Origin of the sequence: Pseudarthrobacter phenanthrenivorans (assembly GCF_000813845.1) — a bacterium.
Classification (GTDB): Bacteria; Actinomycetota; Actinomycetes; order Actinomycetales; family Micrococcaceae; genus Arthrobacter; species Arthrobacter phenanthrenivorans_B.
Genome location: NZ_JWTB01000028.1, coordinates 25,485 through 41,767 on the forward strand (window position 1 = coordinate 25,485; position 16,283 = coordinate 41,767).

16 protein-coding genes are annotated in these 16,283 nt (G+C 68.1%); 13 read left to right on the forward strand and 3 right to left on the reverse strand.

Annotated elements, in window-relative coordinates; genetic code table 11:
* Positions 1–50: 50 nt before the first annotated feature.
* Both RM50_RS14615 and RM50_RS14620 read left to right on the forward strand, forming a co-directional pair.
* A complete protein-coding gene (locus RM50_RS14615) occupies positions 51–707 on the forward strand; it encodes an SDR family oxidoreductase (RefSeq protein ID WP_043454075.1) in 657 nt (218 codons plus the stop codon).
* Positions 708–728: 21 nt separating this feature from the next.
* On the forward strand, positions 729–2,300 hold the full coding sequence (locus RM50_RS14620; protein ID WP_043454078.1) for a Na+/H+ antiporter: 1,572 nt from the start codon (positions 729–731) through the stop codon (positions 2,298–2,300).
* 6 nt (positions 2,301–2,306) lie between these two features.
* Here the strand turns inward: RM50_RS14620 and RM50_RS14625 are convergent, their stop codons facing one another.
* Positions 2,307–3,518 carry an ROK family transcriptional regulator gene (locus RM50_RS14625; RefSeq protein ID WP_043454081.1) on the reverse strand — a complete coding sequence of 404 codons (1,212 nt, stop codon included), beginning with the start codon at positions 3,516–3,518 and terminating at the stop codon, positions 2,307–2,309.
* A 112-nt stretch (positions 3,519–3,630) separates the two neighbouring features.
* Between RM50_RS14625 and RM50_RS14630 the strand changes: the two genes are divergently transcribed.
* The 5 genes from RM50_RS14630 to RM50_RS14650 all read left to right on the forward strand — a co-directional run bounded on the left by RM50_RS14630 (position 3,631) and on the right by RM50_RS14650 (position 8,559).
* Positions 3,631–5,343, forward strand: a complete 1,713-nt coding sequence (locus RM50_RS14630) for a glycoside hydrolase family 13 protein (RefSeq protein WP_043454083.1) — start codon at positions 3,631–3,633, stop codon at positions 5,341–5,343.
* A 31-nt stretch (positions 5,344–5,374) separates the two neighbouring features.
* Complete coding sequence (locus tag RM50_RS14635) at positions 5,375–6,316, forward strand: aldo/keto reductase (protein WP_043454086.1); 942 nt, start codon at positions 5,375–5,377, stop codon at positions 6,314–6,316.
* Between the two features lie 164 nt (positions 6,317–6,480).
* Positions 6,481–7,344 carry an HpcH/HpaI aldolase/citrate lyase family protein gene (locus tag RM50_RS14640; RefSeq protein WP_043454089.1) on the forward strand — a complete coding sequence of 288 codons (864 nt, stop codon included), beginning with the start codon at positions 6,481–6,483 and terminating at the stop codon, positions 7,342–7,344.
* Between the two features lie 27 nt (positions 7,345–7,371).
* Positions 7,372–8,313: a DUF2797 domain-containing protein gene (locus RM50_RS14645; protein ID WP_043454092.1), complete on the forward strand. Its 942-nt coding sequence runs from the start codon at positions 7,372–7,374 to the stop codon at positions 8,311–8,313.
* A gap of 21 nt (positions 8,314–8,334) precedes the next feature.
* On the forward strand, positions 8,335–8,559 hold the full coding sequence (locus tag RM50_RS14650) for a DUF3188 domain-containing protein (RefSeq protein WP_043454094.1): 225 nt from the start codon (positions 8,335–8,337) through the stop codon (positions 8,557–8,559).
* Here RM50_RS14650 and RM50_RS14655 read toward each other — a convergent pair.
* Positions 8,549–10,234, reverse strand: coding sequence for a SulP family inorganic anion transporter (locus tag RM50_RS14655; protein ID WP_240471964.1), 1,686 nt, complete (start codon positions 10,232–10,234; stop codon positions 8,549–8,551). The two genes, RM50_RS14650 and RM50_RS14655, sit on opposite strands and share 11 nt — an antisense overlap.
* On the reverse strand, positions 10,231–10,611 hold the full coding sequence (locus tag RM50_RS14660; RefSeq protein ID WP_043454096.1) for an ArsR/SmtB family transcription factor: 381 nt from the start codon (positions 10,609–10,611) through the stop codon (positions 10,231–10,233). Before RM50_RS14660 ends, RM50_RS14655 begins: the two co-directional genes overlap by 4 nt.
* Positions 10,612–10,706: 95 nt before the next feature.
* On the opposite strand from RM50_RS14660, the gene RM50_RS14665 reads away from it, so the two are divergent.
* The 6 genes from RM50_RS14665 (at position 10,707) to RM50_RS14690 (ending at position 16,282) form a co-directional block, all read left to right on the forward strand.
* Positions 10,707–11,168 carry an FAS1-like dehydratase domain-containing protein gene (locus RM50_RS14665; RefSeq protein ID WP_043454099.1) on the forward strand — a complete coding sequence of 154 codons (462 nt, stop codon included), beginning with the start codon at positions 10,707–10,709 and terminating at the stop codon, positions 11,166–11,168.
* 2 nt (positions 11,169–11,170) lie between these two features.
* Positions 11,171–11,608, forward strand: coding sequence for a MaoC family dehydratase (locus RM50_RS14670; protein ID WP_043454102.1), 438 nt, complete (start codon positions 11,171–11,173; stop codon positions 11,606–11,608).
* A 10-nt stretch (positions 11,609–11,618) separates the two neighbouring features.
* Positions 11,619–12,893 (forward strand): MFS transporter, encoded by a 1,275-nt coding sequence (locus RM50_RS14675; RefSeq protein WP_082007092.1) that lies wholly within the window; start codon positions 11,619–11,621, stop codon positions 12,891–12,893.
* Positions 12,894–12,944: 51 nt separating this feature from the next.
* Entirely contained in the window at positions 12,945–14,012 is a 1,068-nt protein-coding gene (locus RM50_RS14680) for a UDP-N-acetylmuramate dehydrogenase (protein WP_043454108.1), read from the forward strand.
* A gap of 37 nt (positions 14,013–14,049) precedes the next feature.
* Entirely contained in the window at positions 14,050–15,153 is a 1,104-nt protein-coding gene (locus RM50_RS14685; protein WP_043454111.1) for a winged helix DNA-binding domain-containing protein, read from the forward strand.
* Between the two features lie 151 nt (positions 15,154–15,304).
* A complete protein-coding gene (locus tag RM50_RS14690) occupies positions 15,305–16,282 on the forward strand; it encodes a type IV toxin-antitoxin system AbiEi family antitoxin domain-containing protein (RefSeq protein ID WP_156133891.1) in 978 nt (325 codons plus the stop codon).
* The last annotated feature ends 1 nt before the right edge of the window (position 16,283 follow it).

Here is a 16,283-nt window from a genome sequence, read left to right on the forward strand (position 1 = left end):
GCGTGGTGTACGTGCGTTACAGATGTTGACCCAGCAGGCAGAATGAAGGCATGACACGCATCGCCATCATCGGCGGCCACGGGAAAGTGGCCCTCCTCCTGTCCGAACTCCTCACCGGCGAAGGCCACTCGGTCACCTCGTTCATCCGCAACCCGGATCACTCGGCTGACGTCGCTGCCACCGGTGCCGTCCCCGCGGTCCTGGACGTGGAACATTCGACGACGGCGGACATCGCCGAAGCGCTGAAGGGCCACGACGCCGTGGTCTGGTCTGCCGGTGCCGGCGGCGGCAACCCCGAGCGCACCTATGCAGTGGACCGTGATGCCGCCATCCGTTCCATGGACGCCGCGGAACAGGCCGGCGTGGACCGCTATGTCATGGTGTCCTACTTCGGCGCCGGCAAGGACCACGGGGTTCCAGAAAGCAACAGCTTCTTTGCCTACGCCGAAGCGAAGGCAGCCGCGGATGAGCACCTGCGGAACTCGGGCCTGGCATGGACCATCCTTGGCCCAAGTGCCCTGACCGACGGCCCCGGAACCGGGCGGATCCATGTGGACCCCTCACCCGAAGAGGAAGCTGACACGTCCCGGGTCAACGCGGCGATCGTGGCCGCGGCCGTGCTGGACCTGCCGCACACCGCGGGCCGGACCATCGAGTTCTGCGACGGCAGGCTCCCCGTGGCGGCGGCACTGGATCCCCGCCCGTAGCGGCGGGCCGGGAAGAGGCTGATGGATCAGCTTGCCCTCATCGTTGGATTGCTCCTGGCCACGGTGGTGGCCGTGGGCCTGGGGGACAGGCTGCGGTTGCCGTATCCGGTCCTGATGCTCCTCCTGGCGGTTGCCCTGACGTTCATCCCGGGCTTCCCTGCGCTGGAGATCGACCCCGAACTGATCCTGCCCATCTTCCTGCCACCGCTGTTGTTCGCCACCGCGCAGCGAAGCTCGTGGGCCGTGTTCAGGGTCAGGTGGCGGACGCTGATCATGCTGGCGGTGGCCCTGGTGGTCATCAGCACGGCCGTGGTGGCCGGGGCGGCATGGCTGATGATCCCGGGCATCGGGGTCCCGGCCGCCATCGCCCTGGGCGCCATGGTGGCACCGCCGGATCCTGTGGCCGTGGAATCCGTGGCAGGCCGCGTGCATATGCCGCGCCGCCTGACCACGGTCCTTCAAAGCGAGGGCCTCTTCAACGACGCCGCCGCCATCGTCATCTTCCAGGCCGCCGTGGCTGCCGCAGGGGGCGGCAGCAAGGTGCGGCCCGACGTCGTCCTGCAGTTCCTGATGGGCGCGGCACTTGCCGTCCTGGTGGGCGTTGCGATGGGTTGGCTGATCGCCCTGGTCACCCGGCTGGTCAGCTCCATGGTGGCCCGCAGCGCGGTCACCCTGGTGGTGCCGTTTGCCGCCTACATCCTTGCCGAGGAAGTCCACGCCTCCGGCGTTATCGCCGTGGTGGTCACCGCCCTTGAGATGCAGCGCCACGCACGCCCGCAGGACGCCGCCGAACGGGTCACCCGGACTGCGTTCTGGGACGTGGTGGAGCTGCTGGTCACCGGACTGGCCTTCGGTTTGGTGGGACTGGAAATCCGCCATGTCGTCCGGGACGAAGGCACCGCGGTGTTCGGCATGGCAGGGGTGGCGGCCGTAATCTGCGTCCTGGTGTTCGCGGTCCGGTTCCTGTGGCTCGCTGTGCTGGCCCTGGGCGCGAGGAAACGCCGGAACCTCCTCCAGCCCACATCCCTGAAGGAAGTCCTCATCCTTACCTGGTGCGGCATGCGCGGCCTGGCCACGCTTGCCCTGGCGCTGGCCCTGCCGCTCACCCTGGCGGACGGCACGCCGTTCCCCGGGCGGGACTACCTGCTGGTGATTGCCTGCGCGGTACTGCTGGCAACTCTGGTCCTGCCCGGGCTGACCCTGCCATGGCTCATGAAAGTCCTGAACGCAACGGAGGACGGCACCGCCGAACGCGACGCCGTCCGGCTGCTCGCAACCCGCGCCCAGGAAGCCGCCGTCGCAGCCCTGAAGCAACATGACCTCATGAAAGACCTGCCCCCTGAGAAGGTGTCGCTGGTCAAGGACCGGATGCGCCGCCTGCATGCGGAGCTGACGGACGGCAGCCTGCGGGACGAGCCGTTGGCGGAGAAGCGCCAGCGGGGACGCGAACTGGCCATCGCCGTGCAGACCATCGCCTTGGACGCGGCCAGGCAGGAAGTGGTGGCGGCCCGGAACGAGCCGGGCATGGACCCGGAAGTGGCGGACCGGGTGCTCCGGCAGCTGGACCTGCGCACCATGGTGATGCCTGAGTGACCTGTCCTATACGGGGATGACCGGCGCAGGAAGTTCCAGGTCCAGGGAGTTCTTCTCCACGTAGTCCAGCGCGCAGCGCACCGCGCCCACCGTCACGATCGAGTCGCCCAGCGGGGACACGGCCACCCGCGGGGGAGTGGCGGTAAAATCCTCCAGGCGCTCAGTGATGGAGGCGAGCAGGACGTCCGCCGATTGGGCGACGCCGCCGCCGATCACCACCAGCTCCGGGTTCAGCATGGTGGCAACGGTCCCCACCACCCGGGCCATCCTGTCCGCAAGCCTGTCCAGGATGCCCACCGCCACGGCGTCCCCGCCGGCCGCGGCGGCGAAGACGTGCTCAGCCTCCACCCTCCCGTGCCCGCCGTTCCGGAGGGCAGTGGGCACTGGCGTGGCGAGGGCTTCGGCGGCCCACGTCCTGGCCAGGTAGGCGACGCCGTAGGTGTCGCCCACACCTTCCACCAGGTCCAGGTAGGCAAGCTCGCCCGCGCTGCCCCGGGTGCCGTGGACCAGCCGGCCGCCCTCGACGATGCCCGAACCGAGGCGTTCGCTGGCCAGGATGACCACGACGTCGTCCACCCCTGCGGCTGCGCCCTGCCAGCGGTCACCCAGGGCAGCGAGGTTGGCGTCGTTTTCCAGCAGTACGGCCCAGCCCCGGGTTTCCTTGAGCGCCGGGCGCAGCCCCAGGTCGAAAAGGCCCCAGAATTTCTGCGTGGCCACCACCTCCCCGTGCCGGTCCACCGGCGCGGCCACCCCGGCGCAGACGGCCAGCACCTGTCCGGGCTCCGCTCCGGCGGCGTGGAGCGCGGCCATGGCCACCCCGTCGATGAAGGCGATGCGTTCACGGGAGCCCACCTCCCCGGCCTGGAAGGGCCGGCTGGACCGCCCCAGGACAGTGCCACGGAGATCGGAGGCAACCACGGTGACCTTGGAGTAGCCGATGTCCATGCCGAGGACCACGCCCGCGCGTTCGTTGAGTTCGAACCGGCGGGCGGGCCGGCCCTTCTGGTAGCCGCCGAACTCGCGCTGGTTCTCCCGCTCCAGGATCCAGCCGCGCCGGACCAAATCCTCGCAGACGGCGATGGTGGTGGCGCGGGTCAGCCCGGTGGCAGCCATGACGTCCGTGACCGTCACCGCACCCGAGGCGCGCATGAACTCCAGCACTGCACCGGCGCTGACCCGCCGCAGCAGCTGGGGAGTCGCGGGAACGGATTCAGCCATGCTGTTGACCTTCCTGTACAAAGCACCAGATAATACTTGGGAAAGTAAATTTAGATTCAATATCAATATAGCTGCACCACGTATTAACCGCACTGAAGAAAAGGGTCAGTCCTTGTCCACCACTGCCACGCTGGCAACCCTGTCCGACTCCGACCGCCTGGCCGACCCCACCTGGTGGCGCCAGGCCTCCGTCTACCAGATCTATCCCCGCAGCTTCGCGGACTCCAATGGCGACGGTATCGGCGACCTGAAGGGCATTACCGCCAAGGTCCCGTACCTGAAGTCGCTGGGAATCGACGCCGTCTGGCTGAGCCCGTTCTACCCCTCCGCGCTGGCGGATGGCGGCTACGACGTGGACGACTACCGCGACGTCGACCCCAAGCTGGGCACGCTGGCCGACTTCGACGAGATGGCCAAGGCCCTGCACGAGGCCGGCATCAAGCTGATTGCCGACATCGTGCCCAATCACTCGTCCAACCGGCACAAGTGGTTCCAGGAGGCGTTGGCATCACCCAAGGGCTCCCCGGCCCGGGACCGCTACATCTTCCGGGACGGCAAGGGCCCCAACGGCGAGTTCCCGCCGTCGGACTGGGATTCGGTGTTCGGCGGACCCGCCTGGGAGCGCATCACCGAACCGGACGGCACCCCCGGCCAGTGGTACATGCACATCTTTGCCAAGGAGCAGCCGGACCTGAACTGGTCCAACCGGGAAATCCGCGACGACTTCCTCAAGACCCTGCGCTTCTGGTCCGACCGCGGCGTGGACGGCTTCCGCGTCGACGTGGCCCACGCCCTCACCAAGGACCTCACCGAGCCGCTGCTGTCCAAGCTCGAGCTGAGCGCTGCGAACACCGGCGTGGACGGTTTCGACGACGGCTCGCACCCGTTCTGGGACCGCGACGAAGTGCACGAAATCTATGCCGAGTGGCGCGAGGTCTTCAACGAGTACAACCCGCCCCGCACTGCCGTCGCCGAAGCCTGGGTGCACGCCACCCGGCGTGCCCGGTACGCCAGCCCGCAGGGGCTGGGCCAGGCGTTCAACTTCGACCTGCTGCAGGCCGACTTCGACGCCGCGGAGTACAAGGAGATCATCACCCGCAACCTCGCCGAGGCTGCCGCCACCGGAGCTTCCTCCACCTGGGTGTTCTCCAACCACGATGTCGTCCGGCATGCTACCCGCTACGGCCTGCCGCAGGTGGCGAAGGAGAAGGCCGGCGCGAAGGGCCAGGACGGCAAGGACTGGCTGCTCGCCGGTGGACCCAAGGACCAGCTGGATGTGGAACTCGGTGAACGCCGCGCCCGCGCCGCCACGCTGCTGATGCTCGCCGTACCGGGCTCCGCCTACCTCTACCAGGGTGAGGAACTTGGGCTGCAGGAAGTGGCCGAGATCCCGGAATCCGAACGCCAGGATCCGTCCTTCTTCCGCAACAAGGGCGTGGAGATCGGCCGCGACGGCTGCCGCGTTCCGCTGCCGTGGAAGGTGGAAGGCACCTCCTTCGGCTTCGGCGATGGAGGGTCGCACCTGCCGCAGCCGGACTGGTTCAGCAAGTACGCAGTGGAGGCCCAGGACGGAACCGAAGGCTCCACCCTTGAGCTCTACCGCAAGGCCCTGAAACTGCGCCGCGAACTGCAGACCGGCGAGGAACTCGAATGGGTGGACACCGGCAATCCGGACGTCCTGCACTTCAAGCGCCCCAACGGCTGGCAGTCCGTGACCAACTTTGGGAACACCGCCGTCGACCTTCCCGCCGGCGGGGTGCTGGTCTCCAGCGCGCCGCTGGAAAACGGCAAGCTACCGGCCAACACCACCGCGTGGCTGCGCTGATGCCGGCTGTCCGGCCGGACGGGGCCTCCTGATGCAGGAAGTCATCTACGGATGCATGGGCCTGGGCGGCAGCTGGTCTGGGGAGCCGCATGGTGCCGGCCATGTGGACCAGGCGGCCGCTGCCGTCCAGGCTGCCCTGGATGCGGGCATCACCCTGTTCGACCATGCGGACATCTACCGCAACGGCAAGTCCGAAGCGGTGTTCGGTGAGGTCCTCGCGGCCAGTCCGGGCCTGCGGGAGCGGATCCGGCTGCAGACCAAGTGCGGCATCCGGCTCAACGAACGCGGCCTGCAGACGCACTATGACCTCAGCCGGGAGGCCATCCTTGAACGGGTCGAGGGCAGCCTGAAACGGCTCCGCACCGACTACGTGGATATCCTGCTGCTGCACCGCCCGGACCCCTTGGCGGACCCCGCAGAGGTGGCATCGGCCGTCAGGCAGCTCCTGGCGGAAGGGAAGATCAGGCAGGTGGGCGTTTCCAACATGTCCGCCGCCCAGATCGAGGTCCTGCAGGACCGGCTGGAGGTGCCCGTCGTTGCCAACCAGCTGGAGATGAGCCTGCTCAAGCGGGCGTGGCTGGAAAGCCAGGTGCTGGTCAACCACCCGGAGCACCTGGACTACAGCTTCCCGCACGGCACCCTGGAGTACTGCACCCGCAACAACGTCACCCTGCAGGCATACGGCTCGCTGGCCAAGGGCGTCTACACGGGCGCGGAGCCGGACACTCCCACCCCCGCAGAGGCGGCCACCGCAGAACTGGTGGCGGATCTTGCGGGGGAGTACGGCACCTCGGGTGAAGGCATCCTCCTGGGGTGGCTGATGAAACATCCAGCGGGAATCGCACCGGTAATCGGAACGGTCAACCCCGGGCGGATCCGAGCCTGCGCTGATGCCGCCCGGGTGGCCGGGGAACTCACCCGTGCAGACTGGTACAAGCTCTGGATCAGCGCCCGCGGCAGCAACATTCCCTAGCCACCAATCGGGCAGCAGCAAGTTCCGTTATGGACCTCAGGGCGGTCCTTGCTGCTGCCTGCCCTGCCCGGAAACGCAGTCACAACGCGTTTAGTTCGTATTGATCCTCACAAGCTGGCCGTTTTCTTCGCCGTGCCGCTTGCAGGCCGGATACTGTAGAAAGCATGACGTCTACCATCGCCGCCGAAACCGTTAGGCCGGAACGCAATATCCCCGCAGAGATCGCCCGCTCCTGGCTGCTGGTCAATGCCATGAAGACGGAGCTTTTCGACCAGTCGGCCGTCTCGCGCGCCGACTCGATCATCCTGGATATTGAAGACGCCGTAGACCCGTCGCAGAAGGACCAGGCCCGCGGCAACGTGATCGACTGGCTGACCGCCGGCGGCAAAGCCTGGGTCCGGATCAACGACGCCACCAGCCCGTTCTGGGCCGACGACCTCGCGGGCCTCCGCGGCACCCCCGGCCTGCTGGGCGTCATGCTCGCCAAGACCGAATCGGCGGACCAGGTCACGGAAAGCTACCACAGAATGGACGGCAAGACCCCCGTTATTCCGCTGGTGGAATCCGCCGTCGGCATCGAGGAAGCCAACCACATCGCCAAGGCCCAGGGCGCGTTCCGCCTGGCCTTCGGTTCCGGTGACTTCCGCCGCGATACCGGCATGGCCGCCACCCAGGAGGCCATGGCCTACCCGCGCGCCAAGCTGGTCGTCGCCAGCCGCGTGGGCAACCTGCCGGGCCCCATTGACGGCCCCACGGTCGGAACCAACCACCCCATCCTGCGCGAGCAGACCGGCATCACGGTGATGATGGGCATGACCGGCAAGCTCTGCCTCGCCATCGACCAGACCCCGGTCATCAACGAGGTCATCAGCCCCACGCCGTCCGATGTCGCCTGGGCCACCGACTTCATGAACGATTTCGAAGCCAACGGCCGCGTCATCCGTGACGGCTCCGACCTGCCCCGCCTGGGCCGCGCTGAGAAGATCATGAAGCTCGCGGTGGCCTTTGGGGTGCAGCCCGCGCTGTAGCGCCCACCCATCACTTCAGGAGACCCCGTGACCGATGCCCGCTATCTGGTCCACGGGGTCTTTTGGGACGGGCCGCAGGCTTCGAAACCAGCGGATGACGCCGGCGCTCCCGTCCTGCGCCTGCAGTCACCGGACGGTGGCTTCCGGCAGCTCAGCCTCAGGGCGGGCAGCCGGCTCGGCTTCAAGGTGGTGGAACCCGGCCGGTTCTGCCTGGGCCACGTCCGGGTCCAGCCGGGCAGCTCCCGCAGCCATATTCTCTGCTCGCGGGCCGCCCCGGCGGAACGGGGCAAGCAGTGTGAGCGCTGCTTTGTGCTGGACGAAGCCCGCCTGATGCACGACTTCCACCGCGGCGGACGGGTCACGCCGGGCCTGCGCGAGTACTTGATGCAGGAACACTGGCTGTACGTGGCCACGTTCGCCGGCGGCGCCACCAAGGTGGGAACGGCGTCCGGGCCGCGGAAATGGAACCGGCTCGCCGAGCAGGGGGCCGCCGCCGCGCAATACGTTGCCCGGGCTGACGAGGGCCGGGTGGTGCGGATCCTCGAGGACCTGGTGACGGCCGGGGCGGGCCTTACCCAGCAGGTGCGCACCGCGGCAAAGGCCGAGGGCCTGCTGCGGCCGCTTCCGGCCCCGCAGCTGACCGCGGTCAACGCCGGCGCCGCCGACAAGGTGCGTCAACTGCTGGCCCGCACCGCGGTGGAGGGCTTTGACACCGTGACGGAACAGTGGGTCCGGCCCGCCCATGCCGATGGCCTGTATGGAAGCGACTCCCGGCACGCGTATCCGCATCCCCTGGAACGGGGACGCCACGGCTTCGCTGTTGCGGCCCTGAGCGGGCAGAACGCGCTGGCGCGGCTGGACGGCACGGACGCCGGGTTCGTGGTCAACCTGTCGCGGCTGGCCGGCCGGACCATAGTGCTGGGGGACTACGCCTCGGAAGTGCCGGCAGTCCAGGAATCCCTCTTCTAGCCTGCCCGGTAGACTGGGACGGTGCTGAACGAATTCTGGGCCACCGCGCCAACCCGCTACAAAGTCCTGGTGTTCAGCGCGATGGGAATGATCGGCGTCGGCATCATCCTCAACCTCATCGGCAACACCGGCGGCAACCAAACACTTGCCATGGCCTCGCTGCCCCTGATCGGACTGGGCCTCGTGCTGCACGTCGTCGGCCTCGTGGTCCGCGGGCAAGCGATCCGGAAAACCCTCAAGCGCTAGCTGCTGCGTTCCGCAGGACATGGCTGCGGGCGTGCTCCACGGCATCGGGAAGGTGCTCGAACAGGTGTTTGTGGTGGCGCAGGGAACGGATCACCCCCACATTGGTCACCAGGGCCAGGTGGTCCGGCCGGACACCCTTGAGCAGGACCGTGATGCCGCGGAGTTCCAGTGCGGCGATAACCTCTACCAGCGCGTGCGCGCCGGTAGCATCAAGCATCCGCAGTTGCGAAAGCCTGATGATTGCAACCTGGACATCCCTGACCTGGCTGATTTCCTGCAGGATCCGTTCGGCGGCGCCAAAGAACATCGCGCCGTCCAGCCGCAGGACGGCGATGTGCTCATCCCCTTCGGCTGATGGTCCGGGGACCGGTTCCCGCTGTACGCCGCTGAGCGAGGCGAATTTACGCAGCGCGAAGAGCGCCGCCGCGGCAAGGCCGATCTGGATGGCAACGATCAGGTCGAAGGCAACGGTGATGACCGCCGTGAGGACGAAGACCGCCGCGTCTGCCCGCGTGGAGCGCAGGATGGCGGCGACGGTGCGCCGGGAAACCATCCTTACGGCCGTGACCATCAGGACCCCACCCAGTGCCGCCAACGGGATGCGGCTGACCATTCCGGACGCCAGGTAGGTAATGCCCAGCAACACAACCGCATGGACTGCCGCGGCAAGGCGCGTTCGTGCCCCGGAACGGACGTTGACGGCCGTCCTGGCGATGGCACCCGTTGCGGGCATGCCGCCGAACAGGCCGGCGGCGATGGATGCCAGGCCCTGGCCGGTCAATTCACGATCCGGGCTGTAGGGTCCGGTGGGCCTGCCGTCCGGTCCGGCCATTCCCGCGGCCACCCTGGCTGAGAGCAGCGACTCGATGGCGGCAAGGACGGCGATTGCTGCCGCGGGCATGGCAAGGCTGCCCACAGAGTCCAGGTCCACGGTGGGCAAGGCCGGAGCGGGAAGGGCATGCGGCAGCGGGCCGATCCGCGGGACGTCCAGCTGCAGGAGTTCGGCCGACGCCGTGGCCAGGAGGACCGCGACCAGGCTGGCGGGAAGAGCCCGAAAGAGCTTTTGCAGCAGGACCATGACGACGGCGACCAGCACCACGAGCGCCAGCGTCAGCAGGACCGTGGGAGCCTGTGCGGCGGAGGCAGCTTCAACGGCAGCGACGACGGTGTTGTGCCCGGGGACGCCGGATGTGCCCGTTGCGAGCGGAATCTGCTGGAGGAAGATGATGGCCGCAATCCCCAGGGTGAAGCCCTCCACCACAGGCCAGGGGATGAATGCCACGGCCCTGCCCAGGCCGCTGAATCCCATGAGGCACACCAACAGCCCTGCCATGAGTGAGAGCAGTGCCACGCTGCCCGGGCCATGGACTGCTACCACGGGCGCGAGGACCACCACCATGGCACCGGTAGGACCGGAAACCTGCACCGGTGACCCGCCCATGAGCGCTGCCACCAGCCCCGCCACGATGGCGGTGATGAGCCCCGTCTCGGCCCCCACGCCGGAACTGACGCCAAACGCGAGGGCAAGCGGCAGGGCGACGATCCCCACGGTGATGCCCGCCAGCAGGTCCGTGCGCCACGAGGCGCGGAGGCCGGCGTAGTCCTGCCGGGACGGGAGGAACCGGGTAAACCTCCTGGCGGCCTGGACGGTGGCCGGGACGGAGCCGGCGATCACGACTTTGACCCGCGGGAAAGGTGCTCCGCCGGCAGCTGCTGGGCCAGCCGGAGCTGTTCGTTCGATTCCGACAGGCTGTCCAGGAGGAAGGTCCGCGCGATCGCGAGCAGTTGCGAGACCCCCGGGTGCGCCAGTTGGTAGGTCACGGCGTTGGCCGTGCGAACGGAGGTCACAACCTTGTGCCTGCGCAGCGTGGCAAGGTGCTGGGAGAGGTGCGAGGCTTCAAGGCCCGTCTCCGCCAAAAGGTAACTGACGGCGGCGGTTTCCCCCGGAGCTGCGGCCAGCAGTTCAAGGATCCGGATCCGTGCCGGATGCGCCAGGCCCTTGAACAGATTGGCTTTGATCTCATACAGCGGCGCTTGGGCGGAAGACAGCAAGGGAGGAACTCCAACCGGATTGATGGATTGATGATTTCATCATATCAGTGGGTTGCGCGCGTTGTTCCGCGAAGGCCGGCGATAGGCTGGAAGCCATGACTATCAATCCGGATCTGCAGGGCCGAAGCTACCCTGCCGCAGAGGTGTATGACGTTGGCCGCGAAAAAATCCGCGAGTTCGCCCGCGCCGTGAAGGCCACCCACCCCGCACACTTCGATGTCGACGCAGCCAGGGGCCTGGGACATCCCGACCTGGTGGCGCCTCCCACCTTCGCGATCATCATCGCCCAGCGGGCCGACGCCCAGCTCATCGAGGATCCGGAAGCAGGCATCGACTTCTCCCGCGTGGTCCACGCCGACCAGCGCTTCACCCATCACCGGCCCGTCGTCGCCGGAGACCGCCTCGTAGCCGAGCTGCACGTCGACGGCGTCCGGGCCATGGGCGGCGGCGCCATGATCACCACCCGCTCGGAAATCTTCGCCCTCAGCGGCGGGGACTCCCGGGAGCCGGTCGCCACCACCACGTCATCCATCCTGGTCCGCGGAGAGGGACAGTAACCATGAGCCCCAGCTTCAACGAACTCAGCGCCGGCCAGGAGATCGGCAGCCGCACCATCGAGGTCACCCGCACCGACCTCGTCAAGTACGCCGGGGCGTCCGGTGACTTCAACCCCATCCACTGGAACGAGGCCTTCGCTACCAGCGTGGAACTGCCCGGCGTGATCGCGCACGGCATGTTCACCATGGGCTCCGCTGTGCAGCTGGTGACCGACTGGGCGGGCGACCCCGCCGCCGTCGTCGATTTCCAGACCCGCTTCACCAAGCCCGTCCTGGTCGAGGACACCACCGGCACCGAGCGGCCCGGCGCCACCATCGAGGTCAGCGGCACCGTCGGAAAGCTCGACGCCGATACGGGCACCGCCCGCGTGGACCTTACCGTGGTGGCGGCGGGCCAGAAGGTCCTGATGAAGGCCCAGGCCCTCGTCAAGCTGTCCTGAGCTGCAACCTTTGACCACTCCTGCAGGAACCACCGCAACGGCCGGGCAGGTCACGCACTGGCGGAACGCCGTGGTGGTGGCCTACGGGGCCAGCGGCCTGGCCTTCGCATCCTGGGTGTCCCGGCTGCCCGCCATCCGGGACACCCTGGACCTCAGCCCGGGCACCATCGGCGCCATCCTGCTGTGCATGACCCTGGGCTCCTTCGCCTCCGTCTCCGCTTCCGGGCTCATCGTGCTGCGGCTGGGATCCAAACGCACCATCCGGACCGGCAGCATCATGGTCGGTGTTGGCTTGCTGACGGCGGGTTTTGGCACAACCGTGCTGGCAAGTCCGGTGGCCACCGCACTTGGCCTGGCCATCATCGGTCTCGGCACGGGAAGCTGGAACACGGCGTCGAATGTGGAAGGTGCGGCCGTGGAACGCGCCGTCGGCCGGCACATCATGCCCCGGCTGCACGGGGCGTTCAGCCTGGGAACCGTGGCCGGAGCGGGACTCGGTGCCGCTGCAGCAGCCCTCGCAATGCCGGTGTTCTGGCACCTGGCCGCCGCGGGCGCCGTCGTGTCCGTATCGGTGGCCACGGCGGCATCCTGGTTCCGCGCGGACATCACCCCGCTGCCGGACGAACGGTCGTATTCCCCGGACAACTTCGAGGACCCCAGTACCGGGCCCATCCCGGTGATCCCGGCCCCGGGCCCCGGGGAGGCGCCGCTGGACAACAAGCGGAAAATCGCCCAGGCCTGGCGGGACCGCCGGACCCTGCTGCTCGGTGTCCTGGTGCTGGGCCTCGCCCTGGCCGAGGGCGCCGCAGGGGACTGGGTGGCGCTGGCCCTGGCCGACGGCCACGGGCAGAGCGATGCTGCCGGTGCCGCCGGCTACGGCCTCTTCGTCACGTTCATGACCATCGGCCGGTTCGCCGGAACCTTGTTGCTGGACAGATTCGGCAGGGTTCCCGTGATGCGCTGGTGCGCTGCCATGGCTGTGCTGGGACTGGGCATCTTCGTCTTTGCGCCGGTGCCGTGGCTAGCCTACGCGGGGCTCGCACTGTGGGGCCTGGGAGCATCCCTGGGCTTCCCGGTGGGCATGTCCGCCGCTGCCGACGACCCCGCCATGGCTGCCGCCCGGGTGTCCGTGGTGTCCACCATCGGTTATGCGGCATTTCTGTGCGGGCCGCCGCTGCTGGGGCTGCTGGCCGAGCATGTGGGCATCCTGCATTCGCTGCTGGCCGTGATGGTGATGCTCGCGGTGAGCTTTGTCCTCTCCCCGGTGGCCCGGAAGCTGGCCTAGCTACTGCGTTGTACTGCGCCCCCGCAGTAACTTTTCAAGTAACGTGGACAGGTGACTTCCACGCTTCTTTCCTCCCTGACCACCTCCGCCGTCGGAGGCCCTGCCGGCAAGTACATCGAGGCCCGTACCGAGGCTGAGATCATCGACGCGGTCCGCTCGGCGGATGCCGCAGGGGAACAGGTCCTGATCGTCAGCGGCGGCTCCAACCTCCTGGTGTCCGACGACGGGTTCCCCGGGACCGTCATCAGGATCGCTTCCGAGGGGTTTACGGTCAACGCCGAGGACTCATGCGGGGGAGTGGCCGTGGTGGTCCAGGCCGGCCACAACTGGGACAGGCTGGTGGAGCACGCGGTACGCCACGCCTGGTCGGGAATCGAGGCGTTGTCCGGCATTCCGGGTTCCACGGGCGCGACGCCTGTCCAGAACGTGGGTGCGTACGGGGCAGATGTTTCCCAGACCATCGCGGCCGTCCGCACCTGGGACCGTGAGCGGAACGCCGTGCAGACCTTCACCAACTCCGAGCTGAAGTTCGGCTACCGGGACTCCATCCTCAAGCAAACCACGGTCAACGGCTCGCCGCGGTACGTGGTCCTCACCGTCGAGTTTCAGCTGCCGCTGGGGCGGATGAGCGCGCCGATCCGGTACGCCGAGCTGGCCCGGGCCCTCAACGTGGAAGTGGGCCAGCGCGCCTACGCGAACGATGTCCGCCGGGAAGTCCTCCGCCTGCGCGCTTCCAAGGGGATGGTGTGGGACGCAGCTGACCGGGACACTTACTCCACCGGCTCCTTCTTCACCAACCCGATCGTGCCGGCCGACGTGGCGGACAAGCTGCCGGAATCCGCTCCACGCTACCCGGCGGGGCAGGACGGGCTTGTGAAACTTTCGGCAGCGTGGCTGATCGACCAGGCCGGCTTCGGGAAGGGCTTCGGCCTGGAAGACGATGGCGTGGCCGGTGGCCGGGCGTCGCTGTCCACCAAGCACACCCTGGCCATCACCAACCGCGGCTCCGCCAGCGCCGCCGACATGGTGGCTGTCGCGCGGGAAGTGCGTGCCGGCGTCGAACACCGCTTTGGCATCCGGCTCCACCCGGAGCCGCTGCTCATCGGCCTCGAACTCTAGCCACCCGCGCCGCTGCGCCCCGGCCTAGGATGGGCGCATGGCTGCATCTGGTTCCCTGCGCGACGGCAGGATGATCGGCAGGCTCCGGCTGGCCTCCCAGCGGCTCGCGGGGGACAGCGACGCCTCAGTGCCGGAGCTGGTCCGGTGGATGACTGCCCTGCAGGCGCAGGACCTGCAGGCTGCACTGTGGGCGGTGGGCGCCCGCGTGCCCGGGGATGGTATCAGCGACGTCCGGGCAGCCATTGATGCCGGCACAGTGGTGCGGTCCTGGCCGATGCGCGGAACCCTGCATCTGGTGGCCCCCGAGGACCTGCGGTGGATGCTGGACCTGACCGCCGAACGGCTCACCAAAAGCATTGCGGCGCGCCACCGGCAGCTGGAGATCAGTTGGGCCGATGTCGAAAAGGCCCGCGACCTTGCGCTGGACCGCATTTTGGCCGATGGACCCCTCAGCCGGCCTGCGTTGTTCAAGGTGTTCGATGATGGCGGGCAGCCTACGCAGGGACAGCGGGGCATCCACCTCCTGGGCTCGCTCTGCCGGCACGGCTGGCTGGTCCTGGGGCCCCTCGCGGGAAACCAGCAGCTGATCGCGGCGTTCGACGAGTGGATCCCGTCCTCGCGCGTCCTGCAGCGGGAGGAAGCCATGGCGGAATTCCTGCTGCGCTACGTCCGGAGCCACGGCCCGGCCACCCTCCGCGACTTCGCCTGGTGGACCCAGCTTCCGCTGACCGACGTGCGCAGGGCCGTGGAGGTTGTCAGGAACGAGTTGGTGGAGCTGGAGTTCCAGGGTGCCAGCTACTGGCTGTCCCCGGAGGCGGCAGTCCTCCTGGAGTCCGGAGTGCCTGGGGCGCGGTCTGTCCACCTGCTGCCCGGTTTTGATGAGTTTGTCCTGGGATACACGGACCGCAGCCTCGTCCTGGCGCCGGAGCACTCCGACCTGATCGTGCCTGGCGGGAACGGTGTCTTCAAGAAGACGGTGGTTGCCGCGGGGAAGGTGGTTGGCACCTGGGCGCTGAAGGGCACCGGGCCGGGTGCCGTCGTCGTCCCCGAACTCTTCGACGGAGCCCGGCCCCTTGGTCCTGCGGCGCAGGCCGCCCTGGCCAAGGCCGGCCGGCGCTACACGGCGTTCCTGGCCGCCTGAGCGGCCTCCAGCCCCACATAACCGGCCCAGCCCCGCATAACCGGTGGCGCGCAGCAACGGTTGTGCGGGCACGGGCCGCTCATCGTGGTGGCCATCCACATAGCGGGGTCCGATGCTGCCGCTGCCGGTGTCCGGCGCCGACCCTTGATGGATGAACTCCAATGCTGTGCGGGCCCTGGTGGATGGTCGGTGGCCCGATCGAGTGGTTGCGTCAACGCACCAGCTGGCGGCTGCTGGGCTGGACGACCGGGTGCTGACGGCGGCCGTGAAGAGCGGTGCCGTACTTCGGTTGCGGCGGGGAGCCTACGTCCGGAGCGGGAACTGGCATGCACTCAAAGAATGGGACCGGGACCTGGCCCGGCTGATGGCCCGTTTCGAGTCCACCCACGGCCGGTCCCGGTACAGCCACGTGAGCGCGGCATTGTTGCGGGGGCTTTTTGTCTGGGAAGGCGGTGCCGCCGTGCACGTGACAACCCAGTACGCCAACTCGAAGGCCAGCGCAGGAAGGGACGTCCGGACTCACAGGCTGCCGCTCGCGGAAGCTGAGAAGGCTTCACTGTGGACGCCCGACGGGCGGGAAGTCCTTACCACCAGTGCCGAGCGGACCGTGCTGGACTGCGCACGTATCCTGCCCTTGGAAAAGGCCGCTGTGATCGGTGACCACGCGCTGCGCAAGGGTGCGTCCATCGAGGCCATGCGGCAGCTGCTGAACGACAGTCCAGTGGTCCGCGGCGGCAGGCGCGCCTGGGACCTGCTGGCTGTTCTGGATGCCCGGTCCGAGTCCCCGGGGGAGACCCGGACCAGGCTGATGCTGCATTCTCTTGGCCTGCGCATGTTCGAACCGCAGGTTGGGATCACCACCCGCGAGGGCATTTTCCGGGCGGATTTCGCGGACCCCGACGCCCGGGTGATTATCGAGTTCGACGGCGTCGCCAAGTACACGGACTACAAGCCGGCGGCAGATGTGCTGCTCGCGGAGCGGCGCCGGGAGAACGCATTGCAGGAGCTGGGTTGGGCAGTCTTCCGGATCAATTGGCAGCAGCTGAACCGGCCAGGAGAGCTGCGGCAACGGCTGTACGCATTCCTGGCGCGCCATTCCGGAACACAAAAGCGGCCCTTGCCCGCATAAC

Coding starts and splice junctions, on each gene's coding strand:
- RM50_RS14615 (WP_043454075.1), top strand. CDS start 51: ATGACACGCATCGCCATCATCGGCGGCCACGGGAAAGTGGCCCTCCTC.
- RM50_RS14620 (WP_043454078.1), top strand. CDS start 729: ATGGATCAGCTTGCCCTCATCGTTGGATTGCTCCTGGCCACGGTGGTG.
- RM50_RS14625 (WP_043454081.1), bottom strand. CDS start 3,518: ATGGCTGAATCCGTTCCCGCGACTCCCCAGCTGCTGCGGCGGGTCAGC.
- RM50_RS14635 (WP_043454086.1), top strand. CDS start 5,375: ATGCAGGAAGTCATCTACGGATGCATGGGCCTGGGCGGCAGCTGGTCT.
- RM50_RS14640 (WP_043454089.1), top strand. CDS start 6,481: ATGACGTCTACCATCGCCGCCGAAACCGTTAGGCCGGAACGCAATATC.
- RM50_RS14665 (WP_043454099.1), top strand. CDS start 10,707: ATGACTATCAATCCGGATCTGCAGGGCCGAAGCTACCCTGCCGCAGAG.
- RM50_RS14670 (WP_043454102.1), top strand. CDS start 11,171: ATGAGCCCCAGCTTCAACGAACTCAGCGCCGGCCAGGAGATCGGCAGC.
- RM50_RS14685 (WP_043454111.1), top strand. CDS start 14,050: ATGGCTGCATCTGGTTCCCTGCGCGACGGCAGGATGATCGGCAGGCTC.
- RM50_RS14690 (WP_156133891.1), top strand. CDS start 15,305: ATGAACTCCAATGCTGTGCGGGCCCTGGTGGATGGTCGGTGGCCCGAT.